General features: G+C 58.1%; 17 protein-coding genes. 14 read left to right on the forward strand and 3 right to left on the reverse strand.

Translation table 11 applies throughout. The features are described from left to right. Window positions 1-113: 113 nt before the first annotated feature. The 5 genes from AAC076_RS09575 to AAC076_RS09595 are packed head-to-tail and all read left to right on the forward strand — an operon-like array spanning window position 114 to window position 4,123. The gene (locus AAC076_RS09575; RefSeq protein WP_339844899.1) at window positions 114-914 is read left to right on the forward strand and encodes a hydroxymethylpyrimidine/phosphomethylpyrimidine kinase; all 801 of its coding nucleotides are present in this window, start codon (window positions 114-116) and stop codon (window positions 912-914) included. Continuing rightward, window positions 911-1,549, forward strand: coding sequence for a thiamine phosphate synthase (gene thiE / locus AAC076_RS09580; protein ID WP_339844901.1), 639 nt, complete (start codon window positions 911-913; stop codon window positions 1,547-1,549). Before AAC076_RS09575 ends, thiE begins: the two co-directional genes overlap by 4 nt. An 11-nt stretch (window positions 1,550-1,560) precedes the next feature. After that, a complete protein-coding gene (gene hemL / locus AAC076_RS09585) occupies window positions 1,561-2,841 on the forward strand; it encodes a glutamate-1-semialdehyde 2,1-aminomutase (RefSeq protein ID WP_339844903.1) in 1,281 nt (426 codons plus the stop codon). Beyond that, window positions 2,838-3,500 (forward strand): hypothetical protein, encoded by a 663-nt coding sequence (locus AAC076_RS09590; protein ID WP_339844906.1) that lies wholly within the window; start codon window positions 2,838-2,840, stop codon window positions 3,498-3,500. Before hemL ends, AAC076_RS09590 begins: the two co-directional genes overlap by 4 nt. A 17-nt stretch (window positions 3,501-3,517) precedes the next feature. After that, complete coding sequence (locus tag AAC076_RS09595; protein ID WP_339844907.1) at window positions 3,518-4,123, forward strand: tetratricopeptide repeat protein; 606 nt, start codon at window positions 3,518-3,520, stop codon at window positions 4,121-4,123. A 30-nt stretch (window positions 4,124-4,153) separates the two neighbouring features. Here AAC076_RS09595 and AAC076_RS09600 read toward each other — a convergent pair whose 3' ends face one another. Then, on the reverse strand, window positions 4,154-4,477 hold the full coding sequence (locus AAC076_RS09600; protein WP_339844908.1) for a DUF1820 family protein: 324 nt from the start codon (window positions 4,475-4,477) through the stop codon (window positions 4,154-4,156). A gap of 138 nt (window positions 4,478-4,615) precedes the next feature. Here AAC076_RS09600 and miaB point away from each other — a divergent pair, with 138 nt between their 5' ends. The 5 genes from miaB to lnt all read left to right on the forward strand — a co-directional run bounded on the left by miaB (window position 4,616) and on the right by lnt (window position 10,052). Beyond that, the gene (gene miaB, locus AAC076_RS09605) at window positions 4,616-5,956 is read left to right on the forward strand and encodes a tRNA (N6-isopentenyl adenosine(37)-C2)-methylthiotransferase MiaB (RefSeq protein WP_339844909.1); all 1,341 of its coding nucleotides are present in this window, start codon (window positions 4,616-4,618) and stop codon (window positions 5,954-5,956) included. Window positions 5,957-6,101: 145 nt separating this feature from the next. Beyond that, window positions 6,102-7,115: a PhoH family protein gene (locus AAC076_RS09610; protein WP_339844911.1), complete on the forward strand. Its 1,014-nt coding sequence runs from the start codon at window positions 6,102-6,104 to the stop codon at window positions 7,113-7,115. After that, window positions 7,105-7,584 (forward strand): rRNA maturation RNase YbeY, encoded by a 480-nt coding sequence (gene ybeY / locus AAC076_RS09615; protein ID WP_339844913.1) that lies wholly within the window; start codon window positions 7,105-7,107, stop codon window positions 7,582-7,584. The genes AAC076_RS09610 and ybeY overlap by 11 nt, the downstream gene beginning before the upstream one ends. Window positions 7,585-7,648: 64 nt before the next feature. Next, window positions 7,649-8,488 (forward strand): transporter associated domain-containing protein, encoded by an 840-nt coding sequence (locus AAC076_RS09620; RefSeq protein WP_339844916.1) that lies wholly within the window; start codon window positions 7,649-7,651, stop codon window positions 8,486-8,488. A 7-nt stretch (window positions 8,489-8,495) separates the two neighbouring features. Then, window positions 8,496-10,052 carry an apolipoprotein N-acyltransferase gene (lnt, locus tag AAC076_RS09625; RefSeq protein WP_339844918.1) on the forward strand — a complete coding sequence of 519 codons (1,557 nt, stop codon included), beginning with the start codon at window positions 8,496-8,498 and terminating at the stop codon, window positions 10,050-10,052. On the opposite strand, the gene AAC076_RS09630 is transcribed toward lnt, so the two are convergent. Further along, window positions 9,969-10,376, reverse strand: a complete 408-nt coding sequence (locus AAC076_RS09630) for a hypothetical protein (RefSeq protein ID WP_339844920.1) — start codon at window positions 10,374-10,376, stop codon at window positions 9,969-9,971. The genes lnt and AAC076_RS09630 overlap by 84 nt on opposite strands. 156 nt (window positions 10,377-10,532) lie before the next feature. Here AAC076_RS09630 and leuS point away from each other — a divergent pair, with 156 nt between their 5' ends. The 4 genes from leuS to AAC076_RS09650 are packed head-to-tail and all read left to right on the forward strand — an operon-like array spanning window position 10,533 to window position 15,990. Next, complete coding sequence (gene leuS / locus AAC076_RS09635) at window positions 10,533-13,139, forward strand: leucine--tRNA ligase (protein WP_339844978.1); 2,607 nt, start codon at window positions 10,533-10,535, stop codon at window positions 13,137-13,139. 19 nt (window positions 13,140-13,158) lie between these two features. Then, window positions 13,159-13,707, forward strand: a complete 549-nt coding sequence (gene lptE, locus AAC076_RS09640) for an LPS assembly lipoprotein LptE (RefSeq protein ID WP_339844922.1) — start codon at window positions 13,159-13,161, stop codon at window positions 13,705-13,707. A gap of 6 nt (window positions 13,708-13,713) precedes the next feature. Further along, complete coding sequence (holA, locus tag AAC076_RS09645; RefSeq protein ID WP_339844923.1) at window positions 13,714-14,760, forward strand: DNA polymerase III subunit delta; 1,047 nt, start codon at window positions 13,714-13,716, stop codon at window positions 14,758-14,760. Between the two features lie 18 nt (window positions 14,761-14,778). Further along, entirely contained in the window at window positions 14,779-15,990 is a 1,212-nt protein-coding gene (locus AAC076_RS09650) for an MFS transporter (RefSeq protein ID WP_339844924.1), read from the forward strand. Window positions 15,991-16,056: 66 nt separating this feature from the next. On the opposite strand, the gene AAC076_RS09655 is transcribed toward AAC076_RS09650, so the two are convergent. Continuing rightward, entirely contained in the window at window positions 16,057-16,914 is an 858-nt protein-coding gene (locus AAC076_RS09655; RefSeq protein ID WP_339844926.1) for a universal stress protein, read from the reverse strand. Window positions 16,915-16,929: the final 15 nt, after the last annotated feature.

Below are 16,929 nucleotides of genomic sequence, written 5' to 3' on the forward strand. Positions count from 1 at the left end.
TGGGAGTTTGCCTCCGACCCATGGCGGTCGAAGATACGTCCGGTGATAATTACCCGTTGCAAAGCACTGCCGCTACCCTGCCGGCGTCCAACGCATAATGGTAAGCTTAGTCTATGAAAACACTACTCCCTTTTCGTCCCGTCGTACTCTGTCTTTCCGGCCATGATCCAAGCGGCGGTGCCGGACTGCAGGCCGATATCGAGGCTTTGATCGCCCAAGGCTGCCACGCAGCGCCAACAGTAACAGCCCTGACGGTACAAAATACCGTGAACGTCAGCGACTTCCGCGTCCTTGACCGCGAATGGGTGCTGGCTCAAGCCAATGCGGTGCTTGATGACATGCCGGTGTCAGCAGTAAAACTCGGCATGCTCGGCAATATAGCCATGGTAGAGACAGTCATTGAATTGATGCAGGACCATCCGGAACTTCCGCTGGTGTGTGACCCGGTACTGCGCGCGGGTGGTGGTGGCTCATTGGGCAAGGATGATGTCGCTTTTGCTCTGCGAGAAAAGCTCTTGCCCATCGCGCTCATTGCCACACCCAACTTGCCAGAGGCACGCATTCTTGCAGAACTCCCCGACGGCACAGCTGACGAATGCGCCGGCAAGCTATTACCCTACTGTCGCCACTTGCTGATTACCGGCGGGCACGGGGACGAAAGCGAGATTCACAACCGCCTGTATTGCCGGGACGGCAGCCAGCACACCTTTACTTGTCAACGGCTGCCGGGCAGCTACCACGGCTCTGGTTGCACTCTGGCCAGCGCTCTGGCTGGACGTCTGGCATTGGGAGAGGAGCTGGTAAGCGCCGTCCGCTCGGCGCTGGATTATACCTGGCGGACCCTGCGTGACGCTGAACAGCCCGGTCTGGGCCAATACGTACCCCGGCGGCTACCGCTGGATTTCTGTTCATGAGTGACCCGCTTCATGGTCTGTATGCGATCACAGACAGCCAATTGCTCACCGAGGATAGACTTCTGCCCTGGGTAGACGCGGCTCTCGCAGGGGGCGCACGATTACTGCAGTACCGGGACAAGTCAGGGGATTCGGTACGCCGTCTCGACGAGGCCAAACAGCTCAAAGACCTGTGTCAGTATTACGGGGCGACACTGATCATCAATGATGATCTGCCCCTTGCAGCAGAGCTTGGCGTGGGCCTGCACCTGGGCCGTGATGATGGCTGTCTGCGCGAGGCGCGAGAGGCGCTCGGCAATAGTGCAATCATCGGCGCAACCTGCCACGCCGACCTGATGTTTGCCGAGCAAGCCCAGGCCGCCGGTGCAAGTTACATTGCCTTCGGCCGGTTCTTTCAATCCGTCACCAAGCCCGGCGCCCCACAGGCAACTCCGGTACTGCTGGAGCAGGCACGCCAGCAATTCAGCCTGCCCATAGTTGCGATCGGCGGCATCACGCTACATAACGCCCCGCAACTGATTGGCGCCGGCGCCAGCATGCTCGCCGTGGTTAACGGCCTGTTTGGCGCGCCCAGCACGGGCGAAGTCGAACGACGCGCCCGCGGCTTTACCGAACTCTTCCAGTCAACTTCCTGAAGGAACCCTCAATGTCACGCTCCGAAACGCTCTTTGCCAACGCCCAGAAACACATACCCGGCGGTGTGAACTCGCCGGTGCGCGCCTTCAAAAGCGTCGGCGGCACACCGCTGTTCTTCAAGCACGCCGAGGGAGCTTATGTAGTAGACGAAGACGACAAGCGCTATGTCGATTATGTCGGCTCCTGGGGCCCGATGATTCTCGGGCATAGCCACCCGGCGGTGCTGGATGCGGTTCGCGAGCAGTTACAGCATGGTCTTTCCTTCGGCGCACCGACGGCAATGGAAACCGAAATGGCCGACCTGGTATGCAGCCTGGTCCCCTCCATGGAAATGGTTCGCATGACCAGCTCAGGCACCGAAGCCACCATGAGCGCCATCCGACTTGCGCGCGGCTATACCGGACGAGACAACATCATCAAGTTCGAAGGCTGCTATCACGGGCACTCAGACAGCCTGCTGGTCAAGGCAGGTTCTGGAGCCCTGACCCAGGGCGTGCCAAGCTCAGCCGGGGTGCCTGCCGACTTTGCCAAGCACACCCTGACGCTGCCCTTCAATGACATCGCTGCCGTCGAAAAAATGCTCATGGAACTGGGCAGCAGCGTGGCCTGCATTATTGTCGAACCTGTAGCGGGCAACATGAACTGCGTACCACCAGTGCCCGGCTTCCTGGAAGGTTTGCGCCAGCTGTGTGATCAGCACGGTGTGGTTCTGATATTCGATGAAGTAATGACCGGTTTCCGCGTCGCCCTCGGCGGCGCCCAGGCGCACTATGGTGTCAAACCGGATATCACCACCTTCGGCAAGATCATCGGCGGTGGAATGCCCGTTGGCTGCTTTGGCGGCAAGCGCGAGATCATGGAAGTGATCGCCCCAATGGGCCCGGTTTATCAGGCAGGTACCCTGTCAGGGAACCCACTCGCCATGGCCGCAGGCCTGACTACATTGAAGCTGCTGAATCGTCCCGGATTCCACGCGGAGCTGACCGACTACACCGCGCGAATGCTTGCTGGTCTGCAAGCGCGGGCCGACGCAGCATCCATCCCCTTCGTGACCACTCAGGCTGGCGGTATGTTTGGCCTGTATTTCTCCGCGGCCGATGACATTCAGACCTTTGATGATGTGATGGCAGGCGATATCGACCGTTTCAAGCGCTTCTTCCATCTGATGCTCGCTGGCGGGGTTTACCTGGCGCCCAGCGCGTTCGAGGCTGGCTTCACCTCCATTGCCCACGGCGAAACCGAGCTCAAGCTGACACTCGATGCGGCGGAAAAGGCCTTCGCCGCCCTATGACCTCCATCGTCTACCTGCTACTGGGGGCCAGTGCACTAGGACTTTGCTTCTGGCTTTGGCGCCATCGCGCAGACCGACGTGAAGGCGCCCGTGGCGCAATTACCGCCGGCCTGGTAGCTCTCGTAATGGTGGCCGGTAGCGCCCTGCCCCTGGCATTCGTCCAGTGGGATCTGGTTGGCAAGAGCCTCGAGCATGCCCAGCGCATCATGGGTCTTGCTGCGCAGCATATGAGCCTTCCGCTGCTGGGCTTGGCATGCCTCTATCTGGCCAGCGGCTGGCGCTGGCAACCCATTATATGGAGCCGCATCATCCTGGGGATTCTGGCCTTTTATGAGTTGTCCCGGTTTCTGGAATGGCAGACGGGCTACCTCTGGCTATTGACCCTGACAGGCGCGGTGGCACTAGCCATCAGTGGCTTCCTGAATATCGGCCGGGACCGTCGGGTGGGTATTCTCTGCCTGGCTGCGATCGCCTGCCTGCTGGCGCCGTCGCTTATCAACGGGCTTACCGGACAACTGCCGTTACTAGGCCTACTGGACGCGTCCAGTCACGCGAGCTGGTTGATACCCGGTTTTATAGCTGCCGGAATGGCGGTTGGCGTGCTTGCAGAACAGGCGCACAATGAAGACCAGAAACCGCCTGAACACGAGACATCCTGAGAGTCATGATCACTTACATGGGAAAATCCGTTATTTTCGTTTGCCTGCTGGCCGGTATTGCCAGCCCTTCAGCGCATGCGCAGGAGCAGAATGGCAATCCCTTGCTGGTCAGTACGCAGGAAAGGTGCGCCTTCAACCGCGTGGATGACGAGAGTCTGGAGCTGGCACTCGACGCGTGCTACGAAGCCGCTGAAAATGGCGACCTGCAGGCACAATATGAAATGGGGGAGTTTTTTTACCAGGGTGAACGTGTCGAGCGCGATCTGGAGAAAGCCCTTGAGTGGTTCGAGCGTGCTTCAATCCAGGGGCACCCTCGCGCCCAGTACCAGTTGGGTCTTATGCACTACCAGGGCGATGGCGTCACCCGTAACCTGCCCCAGGCCTACATCATTCTGAAAATGTCGGCGGTCAACGGTGAGGAAGCAGCCATGGATGCCAGCGACCGTATAGCGCTGCAAATGAACGAGAACGAGTTATCCGTAGCGACCCATGTTCTGGGCACACTATTTCGGGACTATCTCACCCAGCTTCGAGAGGAGCAGCTTCAGAATCTACAGAGTCAGCCATCTGCTCCGATGGGACCCTCTGTTCCTGCCGCAAACGGAACCGTCGACAACCCCTGAACATAGCAAAATATAGCGTTTGAAGACCGATCAGCTTGGCGGCGGCATCGGGAAGCTCATGACGTTACCGCCGCCCTTTGCCTCGCTGATCTTCGCCTGACCAATCCGCTCTACTTCATCGATACGGACGATCGACTGCAGAGGAATAAAGCTGCGCTCGACACCCTCGAACTGGGTCTTGAGTTTTTCTTCCGCAGGATCCACGAGCAATTGCGAGCGCTCGCCGAAGAGCAGCTCTTCTATTTCGAGAAAGCCCCAGAGATCACTCTGGAATATATTGCGCGCATACAACTCGTATACCTGCCCCTGATTGAGGAAGATCACGCGGAAAATCGGTTGTTTGTCTTTGCTCATAGCTGAACTGTAAGAACCTGTGGCAAGCAAGCCGGACCAGTGCATCCGAAGGGCGCGGATGATACCACAGCGCAGGACATCGGCCCTCCCATCAGTGTATAATTTCGCTTTTGACGAGGCTACGCCCAAGCGCATCCCATGGCCAAGAAACTCTTTATTCAGACCCACGGCTGCCAGATGAACGAGTATGACAGCTCGCGCATGGCTGACCTGCTTGGTGAAAACCAGGCAATGGAACTCACCGATCGTCCGGATGATGCCGACATCATCCTGCTCAATACCTGCTCGATTCGCGAAAAAGCCCAGGAAAAGGTCTTTTCCGAACTCGGCCGCTGGCGTCCGCTGAAGGAAAAGAATCCGGATCTGATCATTGGTGTGGGTGGTTGCGTGGCTAGTCAGGAAGGCAGCGCTATTCGTGATAGAGCGCCCTACGTGGACGTGGTCTTCGGACCCCAGACCCTGCACCGCCTGCCCGAGATGATCGATGCCGCGCGCACCAGCCACCAACCGCAGGTAGATGTCTCGTTCCCGGAAATCGAGAAATTCGATCGCCTGCCCGAGCCCCGCGTTGACGGCCCCACCGCATTTGTTTCGATCATGGAAGGCTGCAGCAAGTACTGCAGCTTCTGCGTGGTGCCCTATACCCGCGGCGAAGAAGTCAGTCGCCCATTTGATGACGTGCTCGCCGAGTGCATTCACCTGGCTGAAAACGGTGTGCGTGAAATCACGCTGCTAGGTCAGAACGTCAACGGTTATCGCGGCCAGACCCATGAAGGCACGATAGCCGACCTGGCCGACCTGATTCGCGTCATCGCCGAGATCGACGGCATCGACAGGATTCGCTATACCACATCGCATCCGCTGGAATTCTCCGACAGCCTGATACGCGCCCATGCCGAGGTACCGGAACTGGTCAAGTATCTGCACTTGCCAGTTCAGTCTGGCTCAGACCGCGTCCTGGCTGGCATGAAGCGCAACCACACTGCCCTGGAATACAAGTCGCGGGTGCGCAAGCTCCGTGCTGCAGTACCGGACATGATACTGAGCTCGGATTTCATCATTGGTTTTCCCGGTGAGACAGACAAGGATTTTGAGCAGACGATGAAGCTGGTGGAAGATGTAGGTTTCGACTTCTCCTATTCTTTCATCTACAGCGCTCGTCCCGGCACGCCGGCCTCGGACCTGCCCGACACAACGCCTGTCGAGATAAAGAAGCAGCGGCTGCAGATCCTGCAGAGCAGACTCAATCAGCAGGGATTCGACAACAGTCGCCGCATGGTCGGTACAGTCCAGCGTATTCTCGTTAGCGATTACTCGAAAAAGGACCCCGGAATGCTCCAGGGCCGGACCGAGCACAACCGTATCGTCAACTTCCGCTGCGACAATCCGCGCCTGATAGGCCAGTTCGTTGATGTGGCTATCGACGAGGCCTTACCCCATTCTCTGCGCGGCACCCTGGTGGCCGAGACCGTCCACTGAACCGTCCATTCAACAATGCACACAATGCTATACGGAACGCGCACTTTTGGTGCGCGCAGACCGCTGATCGCGGCATCTTTGCATCGCGCCTTTGGCGCGCTATGCTGTGATTTCCAGACTTTCACGAGGTTACTGACAGATCATTTTGAACGCTCCCCTGCACATACATCGCTTTAGCATCGAACCCGTCGATCCTCGCCGCCTGGCCAGTCTATGCGGCCAGTTCGATGAACATCTTCTGCTCATCGAGCAGCGCCTGGGCCTGGAAGTTCGTAATCGTGGGAATCAGTTCGAGCTGATCGGCGACGCAGAGCTGGCTCGTTCAGCCGAAGCCGTATTGCGCCAGCTTTATCGGGAAACCCGCGACCAGGCCGAACTGACCCCTGACACCGTCCACCTTTTTCTGCAGGAATCAGGGCTGGAGAATCTCAGCGAGACGCTGCACAACGGCGCAGGTAATGCCCCGGTGGTATTGCGCACCCGACGCATGGCGATTCAGCCACGCGGGCCCAATCAGCAGAGCTATGTGCGCTCGATCCAGGAATACGACATCAACTTCGGTATAGGTCCTGCCGGCACCGGCAAGACCTACCTCGCCGTCGCCTGCGCTGTTGATGCCCTTGAACGCGAACAGGTTCGCCGCATCCTGCTGGTTCGTCCAGCGGTCGAGGCAGGCGAGAAGCTGGGTTTTCTGCCCGGGGATCTCGCCCAGAAGATCGACCCCTATCTGCGCCCGCTATATGACGCCCTGTATGAAATGCTCGGGTTCGAGAATGTCGCCAAGCTGATTGAAAAACAGGTCATTGAGGTAGCACCATTGGCCTACATGCGCGGCCGCACACTGAATAACAGCTTTATCATTCTGGATGAGAGCCAGAACACCACCCTGGAGCAAATGAAAATGTTCCTCACACGGATCGGCTTCGGCTCCACAGCCGTGATTACCGGCGACGTGACCCAGGTCGACCTGCCCCGCGGCACCAAGTCGGGCCTGGCCCACGTAGTGGATGTTCTAAAGGACGTGAAAGGCATTGGCTTCACCCATTTCAAATCCAAGGATGTGGTACGCCACCCGCTGGTTCAACGCATAGTCGAGGCTTACGACCGCTTCGAGTTACGCCAGGAAGGCGAGCGCAAGGAGCGCAGCAATGAGTCCTGAGCCGGCGTCCCTTGACCTTGAACTGGATATTCAGCGCGCAAGCACATCAGCAGACTTGCCCGATGACGAGAGTTTCAGGCTCTGGGCCGGGTTGGCACTTCAGAATCGGCCCGGCCACGAACTGACTATCCGCCTTGTCGACGAAGAGGAAAGTCAGGCCCTGAACCGTGACTACCGTCACAAGGACTATCCGACCAATGTGCTCTCCTTTCCTGCAGACCTGCCCCCCGAGCTGAATATCCCACTGCTAGGCGATCTGGTTGTCTGCGCACCAGTGGTGGCCCGCGAAGCACAGGAACAGGGAAAGCCACTGCAGGCGCACTGGGCACACATGGTTATACATGGCTGCCTGCACCTGACTGGCTATGATCACATTGAAGATGCCGAAGCAGATGAGATGGAGTCCCTCGAGCGCCAACTGCTGGCGCAATTGGGCATTGCCGACCCCTATTTGAGCGAATCCCTGTAACACAACAGTGATTAAAACTGACTTTAAACGCAGTACCCATTTCCACAACGAGTAGAAAGGAACCATGAGCGAAGATCGATCGACCAACGGACACAAGACCTGGCTGGACAAACTGGTCCAGGCTTTTGTCCATGAACCCCAGAACCGCCAGGAACTGCTGGAGTTGTTGCGCGAAGCGCATGCCAACGAAGTACTGGATATCGAGGCCTTGTCGATTATCGAGGGCGCGCTGCAGGTCTCCGACATGCAGGTGCGCGACATTATGATCCCGCGCTCGCAGATGATCACCATTCGATCGAGCCAGTCGCCCCGCGAGTTTCTGCCCGAAGTCATCGAAGCGGCCCACTCGCGCTTTCCGGTCACCGGTGAGAGCCTGGACGATGTGCTGGGCATCCTGCTCGCCAAGGACCTGCTGCCACTGCTGCTCGAGGAAAACACCGAGCGGTTCAATATCAAGGAAATTCTCCGCCCGGCGACCTGCGTGCCGGAGTCCAAACGCCTGAACGTACTCCTCAAGGAGTTCCGTGCCACACGTAATCACATGGCTATCGTGATTGACGAGTACGGTGGTGTCTCTGGCCTGGTGACCATTGAGGACGTACTTGAGCAGATTGTCGGTGATATCGAAGACGAGCACGATATCGATGAGGACAGCCAGATCAAGCCGCTGCACAGCGGGGATTTTCTGGTCAAGGGCCTTACGCCGATCGAGGATTTCAACGAGCATTTCGGCACCGAGTTTCCGGATGAGGAGTTCGACACCGTGGGCGGCCTGGTAATGAACGCCTTTGGTCATCTGCCTCGCCGCAACGAAGTGGTTGAACTGGATGGTTTCCGTGTACGCGTGCTCAACTCAGATAGTCGCCGGGTACACCTGCTGCGCGTAACCGTCGTCGAATCCTGAGAATACCATGCCCCTGCTGAACACCCTTCTCCACTGGCTTCGCGCGCCCGGTTGGCCTGGTCACCTGCTGGCTCTGCTCGCGGGGGCACTGAGCACACTTGCACTCAGCCCTTTCGGTATGTGGCCCCTGGGACTGCTCTCGGTGGCTTTGCTATACCAGGGGCTTGGACAGTTGAAACCCGGCCAGGCTGCTCTGCGCGGCTGGGTCTGGGGGCTTGGGCTGTTCGCCAGCGGTGTATCCTGGGTTTATATCAGTATTCACGTACATGGCTACGCCTCACCTGTTCTTGCCGGATTGCTAACAGCTGCTTTCGTGTCTGGACTTGCTCTGGTAATCGCCCTGATGGCATGGCTTTGGGCCCGCTGGCTTAGGCCCGAAGGCACTCCTTGGTTCGCCTGCCTGGGGTTCGCCGCACTATGGGTGTTGCAAGAGGTCTTCCGCGGCTGGTTTCTGACCGGGTTTCCCTGGCTGTACCACGGATATGCGCACACAGACACCTGGCTGGCCGGGTGGGCACCGGTTGGCGGTGTCTGGCTGTTGAGCTTTTTAAGTGTCCTGACAGCCTGTCTGTTGAGCGATAAAGCGCTCTGGATGCGCATGCGCTCGGCCTGCTCAGGCGCGGCTCTGCTGGTGTTGATCTGGCTGGGCGGCATGGCCCTCTCTACCCTGGAATGGACCCGTCCTACCGGTTCACCCCTGTCGGTTGCATTGATCCAGGCTGATATTCCCCAGTCGCGAAAATGGGATCCGGCCCACATTGATCATACCCTGACACTCTATCGTGATCTTAGTGTCGCACAGGACCCCGTTGACCTGATCCTGTGGCCTGAGACAGCCGTCCCGGTCCTGCAGAGCCAGGCGCTAGCGTTCACCAACGGAATGGCTGCGCGGCTTGCAGAGCAAGGCACCACGCTGATTACCGGCATTCCGGTGGATGAGTACGACAACGATGAACTACAGATCTACAACGGCATCATGGTCGCGGGCAAGGAAGATGAGCAATACCTCAAGCACAAGCTGGTCCCATTCGGAGAGTATGTTCCACTGCAGGAGGTCCTACGGGGTCTGATCGCCTTCTTCGATCTGCCCATGTCGAGTTTTAAACGCGGCCCAGCTGTTCAGGAGCCGTTGCACGCAGCCGGTTATCGACTGGCGCCCTTCATATGCTATGAAGCGGTTTACCCCCATTTTGCCGCACGCCTAGCAGCCCAAAGTGAGTTGCTCATCACCATCAGCAACGACAGCTGGTTTGGCCGCTCGATTGGACCACTACAACACCTGCAAATGGCACGTATGCGCGCCATGGAGAGTGGCCGCTGGATGATACGCGGTACAAATAACGGGGTTACCGCGCTGATCGATTATCGGGGCAGAATTACCCAGCGCATACCGCAGTTTGAACAGGCTGTATTGACTGGCGAAGTGCAACCCCGCAACGGGCTGACACCCTATCTGCGCTGGCCAGACGGGCCCTTGGGTCTAGTGGTGCTGGCCTGTCTCGCTGGCTGCGTTGTAAAGCGCCAGCGAGCCAGCAAGACTGACCCCGCTACCGGAGCCGGGTAGCGAAACGGTAGTCTCGAGTGCCTGCAGAATACGCCAGAGCAGCCTTTGGTCCTCTTGCGTCAGACCGTTGAGCTCCAACTCAGTCAGGGCAGGGTGGCTGCCCTCCATCCATTGGCGCGTGCGCGCCATATCCATTGCCTGATCCAGGCGACGCAATAGTCGCCCGTAGGAGGAATCCCGGCTCCGGTCTTGCGATTCGGGTACCGTCCCTTTCATGAAAACCATCTCCTCTGATAGTGGCCGACGCTCCAAGAATGCGCTCGCCTGATAACCAGAGCATAGTTGCCGTGAGCATTTACGCAGGGTCGCGGCGACGAATGGCATGGGCTACCTGCGCGCAGTCCGGTGGTGTATCCTGCGCTATTGATTTATGCAGCGGCCTGAACAGCATCGATTGACCGCCTCGAAGGCGTCTCAGGGATCACCGCAGACCCGCGCTGCATGACTACCTTTTCCGCCAGACGAGCCCAGACCGTTCACATGCAAGAACAGTATTCTCCCCGTGACATAGAAAGCACCGCCCAGACCGCTTGGGACAGCAAAGACGTCTTCAAGGTAACCGAGACCCCGGACCAGGACACCTTCTACTGCCTGTCCATGTTTCCCTACCCCAGCGGCAAGCTGCACATGGGTCACGTGCGCAATTACACCATTGGCGATGTCATCAGCCGTTATCAGCGTATGCAGGGCAAAAACGTCCTTCAGCCAATGGGATGGGACGCCTTCGGCATGCCGGCAGAGAATGCGGCGATGAACAATAACGTAGCCCCTGCCAAGTGGACCTACGACAACATCGACTACATGCGTACTCAGCTCAAAAGCCTGGGGCTGGCGATGGACTGGTCACGGGAGTTTGCCACCTGCACGCCGCAGTACTACCGCTGGGAGCAATGGTTGTTCACGCGGCTGTTCGAGAAGGGCGTGATCTATCGCAAAAATGGCACCGTCAATTGGGACCCGGTGGATCAGACCGTTCTGGCCAACGAGCAGGTCATCGATGGTCGCGGTTGGCGCAGTGGCGCGTTGATCGAGAAGCGCGAAATCCCCATGTATTATTTCCGCATCACAGACTATGCCGAAGAACTGCTCACCTCACTCGACGACCTGACCGGCTGGCCCGAGCAGGTAAAGACCATGCAGCGTAACTGGATCGGCAAGTCGGTAGGCATGGAAGTACACTTCCCCTACGACCAGGCAAGCATTGGCGAGAACGGCAAACTCAAGGTCTTTACCACCCGGCCAGATACATTGATGGGCGTGACCTATATGGCTGTCGCCGCGGAACACCCGCTGGCCAGCATCGCCGCCAAGGGCAATCCGCAATTGCAAAGCTTTATCGATGAATGCAAGCGCGGTGGCGTGGCCGAGGCCGATATCGCTACCCAGGAAAAGAAGGGCATGCCGACCTCATTGTTCGTCGCGCATCCGCTCACAGGTGAGAAACTTCCGGTCTGGGTCGCCAATTACGTACTGATGACCTATGGCGAGGGTGCGGTCATGGCTGTCCCTGCCCATGACGAGCGCGACTTCCATTTTGCCAGCCAGTACGGACTCCCGATTAAATCGGTTGTGCGAACCAGCGCTGGCGATGAAACCCCGGCACCATGGCAGGATGCGTACGGCGAAAAGGGTGAGCTGATCAACTCCGAGGAATTTGACGGGCTGGACTTTGCCAGTGCCTTCGAGGCCATTGGCGAGGTACTGTCCCAGAATGACCTTGGCGCACCGCGCACACAGTATCGTCTGCGTGACTGGGGAATCAGTCGTCAACGCTATTGGGGCTGTCCGATCCCGATCATTCACTGCACCAAATGCGGCGATGTGCCGGTACCCGAAAACCAGTTACCGGTCGTACTGCCCGAAGATGTGGTGCCCGATGGCAATGGTAGCACCCTTGCCCGTATGCCGGAATTTTACGAATGCACCTGCCCAACCTGCGGTGGGCCAGCCAAGCGTGAAACCGACACCATGGACACCTTCGTTGAGAGCTCCTGGTATTTTGCCCGTTATGCCTCTCCCCACTTCGAACAAGGGATGGTCGACCCCGCAGCAGCTAACTACTGGCTGCCGATTGATCAGTATATTGGCGGTATCGAGCATGCCATCCTGCACCTGCTCTACGCTCGCTTCTTCCACAAATTGATGCGCGATGAAGGCCTGCTTGACTCCGACGAGCCGTTCAAGAACCTGTTGACGCAAGGCATGGTGATTGCCGAAACCTACTACCGCCTGGCCGAAAATGGTGCCAAGGTCTGGTTCAACCCGGCGGACGTACAAGTCGAGCGCGATGGCAAGGGCAAGATAGTCGCTGCTCGTCTGGCCAGCGACGGGCAGCCAGTTGAGATTGGCGGCATCGAGAAGATGTCCAAGTCCAAGAATAATGGCGTCGATCCGCAATCGATGATTGATCAGTACGGTGCCGATACCTGTCGTCTGTTCATGATGTTCGCCTCGCCACCGGACATGAGCCTGGAATGGTCAGATACCGGCGTTGAGGGCGCGCATCGCTTTCTGCGCCGGGTCTGGCGTCTGGCGCACCAGCACGTCACGGCAGGGCCAACCCAGAAACTCGACAAGTCGCGTCTTGATGACGAGCAGAAAACCGTGCGCCGGGCGATTCATCTGGCCATCCGTCAGGCAAGTCAGGATATTGGTCAAAATCACAAGTTCAATACAGCGATTGCCGCCATCATGACCCTGATGAACGTACTGGAAAAAGCCCCCCAAGCCAGCAATCAGGACCGAGCTCTGCTGCAGGAAGGGCTTGAAGCAGTCGTGCTGCTATTGGCGCCTATTACCCCGCATATCAGCCACGGCCTCTGGCAAGCACTTGGGCACCAGGACCAGGCTGTGCAGGCACAATGGCCGACACTGGATGAGTCAGCATTGGTGCAGGACACCCTGCAACTGGTGATTCAGGTGAACGGCAAGCTGCGTGGACATATAGAAGTCGACGCTGCGGCAACACGTGAAGCGATTGAAGCAACCGCGCGTGCGAATGAAAACGTCGTGCGCTTTACCGAAGGTCTGACCATCCGCAAGGTAATTGTGGTGCCGGGCAAACTGGTCAATATTGTCGCCAACTGACATGCAACGGAGAGCCAACATGTTAATGAACCATCCCCGCCAGTTGATTGGCGGCATGCTGATAGCCCTGAGTCTGGTACTCAGCGGATGTGGCTTTCATCTACGCGGTACTGGCGTAGACAACGTCGAACTTGACGAGCTGCAGCTCAGTGCACGCAACAGCTATGGTCAGTTGTACCGCAATATCCGTCAGGCATTGCAGATCGACGGCGTTAAGATAACCAACACAGCGCCCTACCATCTGCAACTGCTCGAAGAGCTTGAGGACAGGACCGCCGTCTCTTATACAAGCCGCGCAACACCTGCGGAATTTGAGCTGGAAACCCGCCTGACCTTTCAGATAAGCGACGAGCGTGGAAGGGCCCTGATAGGCCCGGCCACACTCAAATCCCAGCGGCTGTTCGTCAATGATACCGATAACCTGACCGGTACTAGCGAAGAGGAAGACCTGCTGCGCCGCGAAATGCGCGAGGACCTTACTCGACAGCTGCTGTTTCGCTTGTCCAGCCTGAGTGAAAGTGAACTGTCAGCACGCCAACAGGCGCTCGACAGCCAACAGACACCCTGAGGCCGAATGAAGCTCAATGCTGGACAGTTGGCGCGCCAACTCAAGGAGGGCCTGGCACCGGTGTATGCAATCAGTGGCGACGAGCCGCTGCTCACCGGTGAGGCCGCCGACCAGGTCAGGGCTGCCTGTCGACGCGAGGGCAGCGAGGAGCGCCTGGTCTTTCACGTGGATCGCGCCTTCGACTGGGGTCAGTTACATGACACCAGCCATAGCCTGTCACTGTTCGCTCAGAAACGCCTTGTCGAACTGCGTATAGCCGGTGGCAAACCCGGTGACGAGGGCGCCAAGGCGATTCTCGCCTGGCTTGAAAGCCCTCCGCCTGATACCACATTACTGATCAGCCTGCCCAAGCTAGATGGCAGTACCCAGCGCACCAAGTGGGCCAAGGGGCTAACCGATCATGCCAATAGCCGCTTTGTACAAATCTGGCCAGTGGATGCTCAACAGCTACCGGGCTGGATGCGTGAGCGGCTCGCCGCAGAAGGCATTACACCCAGCGCTGAAGCGCTGGATCTGCTGAGTACTCGGGTCGAGGGCAACTTGCTTGCTGCCGAGCAGGAAATCCAGAAACTCAAACTGTACTGTGATGCCGGCCATCTGGATCTTGAGACGGTACAGCGGGTGGTTGCCGACAGCGCGCGTTTTGATGTCTTCTCGTTGGTCGATGCCATGCTGCTTGGCCAAGCTGAGCAAGCTCTCAGGATACTGCAAGGGTTGCGCGGCGAAGGAGTCGAAGCGCCCGTTGTACTCTGGGCACTGGCTCGGGAGATCCGCAGCCTGGCAAGCATGGCCCATGGACTCAAACAGCAGATCCCCCTCGATCGGATATTTGCCAGCCAACGCCCGCCGGTCTGGGATAAGCGCAAGCCTGTGCTGGGGCAGGCGCTGCAGCGGCACCCTGCAATGGCCTGGGATCAGTGGCTACAGACAGCACAACAGATAGACGAACAGATAAAGGGCCAACAGCCCGGCTCACCCTGGGATGGTCTGAGTGCCATGGTGCTGGCCGTCGCCGGTGTTCGGCTGCATCTTCACGCCGGCGTAGCCCACTGAAGGAAACAGGACCTATCCATGCTGTTCAGGCGGCTCTTACCTTTCCTGCAGGAAAACCCTTCCCTGGCACTGTTTGCGCTGCTCGCAACAGCCTCCTCCGGCTTCGGTCAGACTTTTTTGCTGGGCTTGTTTGGCGATCAGATACGAGAAGCTTTCGACCTTTCCCACTCAGCCTATGGCTTGACCTACAGCCTGGCCACCCTGTGCTCCGCAGCCTTGCTACTCAGATTCGGATCCCTGCTCGATCGCTGGTCCTTGAGTCGGGTCACTCTAATGGCATTGATGGTGTTGAGCGCCGGATGCCTTATGTTGGGGCTATCCCGATACCTCTGGATGTTGGCCCTGGGATTTCTGCTGGTACGTTTTGGTGGTCAAGCGATGCTGTCGCATATCGGCATGACCACTGCTGGACGATATTTCACTCGACATAGGGGCAAGGTTGTCGCCTTTGGCGCCAGCGGCTTTCCTTTGTCAGAGGCTTTGCTCCCGCTGTTGATAGCAGCGCTGGTGGCAAGCGTTGGCTGGCGTGGCAGCTGGATGGTCTCGGCAGGTATCGTGCTGGCAGTGCTGTTGCCCTGCATGCTCTGGCTCAGTCACAACGCAACCCATCCGCAGGCAACCACGGGTAACGGGTCGAGTGATTCGCCGGGCTGGACCCGCGCGGAGGTTCTGCGCGACAGGGGCTTTTACTTACTACTTCCTGCTTCCCTGGCCGTTCCCTTTATCGTAACCGCGCTGTTTTTTCACCAGGGTGCAATCACTGCGCTGAAGGGCTGGAGCCTGGAAGAGTTTGCACGCGCTTTTCTGAGCTATGGCGCGGGCCATCTTGCGAGTTTGTTATTGGCAGGAATTCTGATAGATCGAGTAGGTGCACAGAGGCTTTTACCCTTCTCGCTTATGCCACTCCTGGCCAGCCTTGTGGTGCTTGGCATCAGTGGCGCCATTTGGGCGCCATGGCTCTTCCTCGGCCTGCTTGGTTTGAGCCAGGGCGCGATGAATGCGACCCTTGGAGCGTTGTGGCCGGAGCGCTATGGCGTGCGGCATATCGGCGCGATACGCTCGGTCATGCAGGCGATCATGGTGTTCTCAACTGCACTGGCACCCGTAGCACTTGGGCTTCTTCTTGATACGGGGACAGGCATTACCGGCCTGACAATACTGCTCGCGTCCTATACTACCGGATCAATCCTGCTGGCCAGCTTGGTACGCCGCCCAGGGCTTGCGGGGTAGCGCCGGCAGTCAACCCTGACCCAGATCACCCTGCTTGCCCGCAGCTCGGAATTCACGCTCTATTGGCTAGCGGAGCAACAACACAGGACGTGAGGTTTTCTGCAAAATATTGGTCGTAGTACTGCCAACAAAGAACTGACGAATACGCGAGTGCCCGTAAGCGCCCATGACCAGCAGATCGATATCATGCTCCTGCTCGTAGCCCATCAGCACATCCTCGACCTCCCCGGCACGAATGCTCACATGCACTTCGAAGCCGGCTTTCTCCAGACGCAGTTTGGCGGCATTGATCGCTTCCCAGGCATCATTGGTATCGGCCCCCACCATGACCAGATGGATCGGCAAACCAACGAATAGCGGACTGTCCGCCAGCATCTCGACACCCTTGCGAGTAGTTGCACTGTTATCAAATGCGAGCATGACACTGGCGGGCTTGCGAAACTCACCAGCGGTAACCAGAATCGGACGATGCATGGTCCGGATCACACTTTCCAAATGACTGCCCACGTGCTGACCTACCGAATCCCCCACCTCACCCTGCCGACCGATGACCAGCAAACGAATCTCGTGCTCAAGCTCGTTCAGAGTTTCGACCAGGTCGCCATTACGTTGGCGGCTGAGAGGTTCTGCAACGCCATCAGCGCGGGCACGCTCAACGGCATCCGCCAGCATCAGGCGCCCCTGCTCACGCATCAATTTACCGCGTTTCTCGTCCAGCTCGGCCAACTCCTCAAGCAGATGCTCTCGACTGCCGAGTCCGATATTGCCTGACAGATCACCGCGGGGCTGAGCATGTTGCTGGTCTAGAACGTGGATGAAGACCAGCGGGGCGTCCAGGGACAAGCTCGCCCAGGCTGCGTAATCACATACACCCGTCGAAGAAAGGGACCCGTCGATGCAGGCCAGGACAGTGGTCTTGGTCATCTGTTTATACTCCTT

The organism is uncultured Halopseudomonas sp., from assembly GCF_963977355.1.
GTDB lineage: Bacteria > Pseudomonadota > Gammaproteobacteria > Pseudomonadales > Pseudomonadaceae > Halopseudomonas.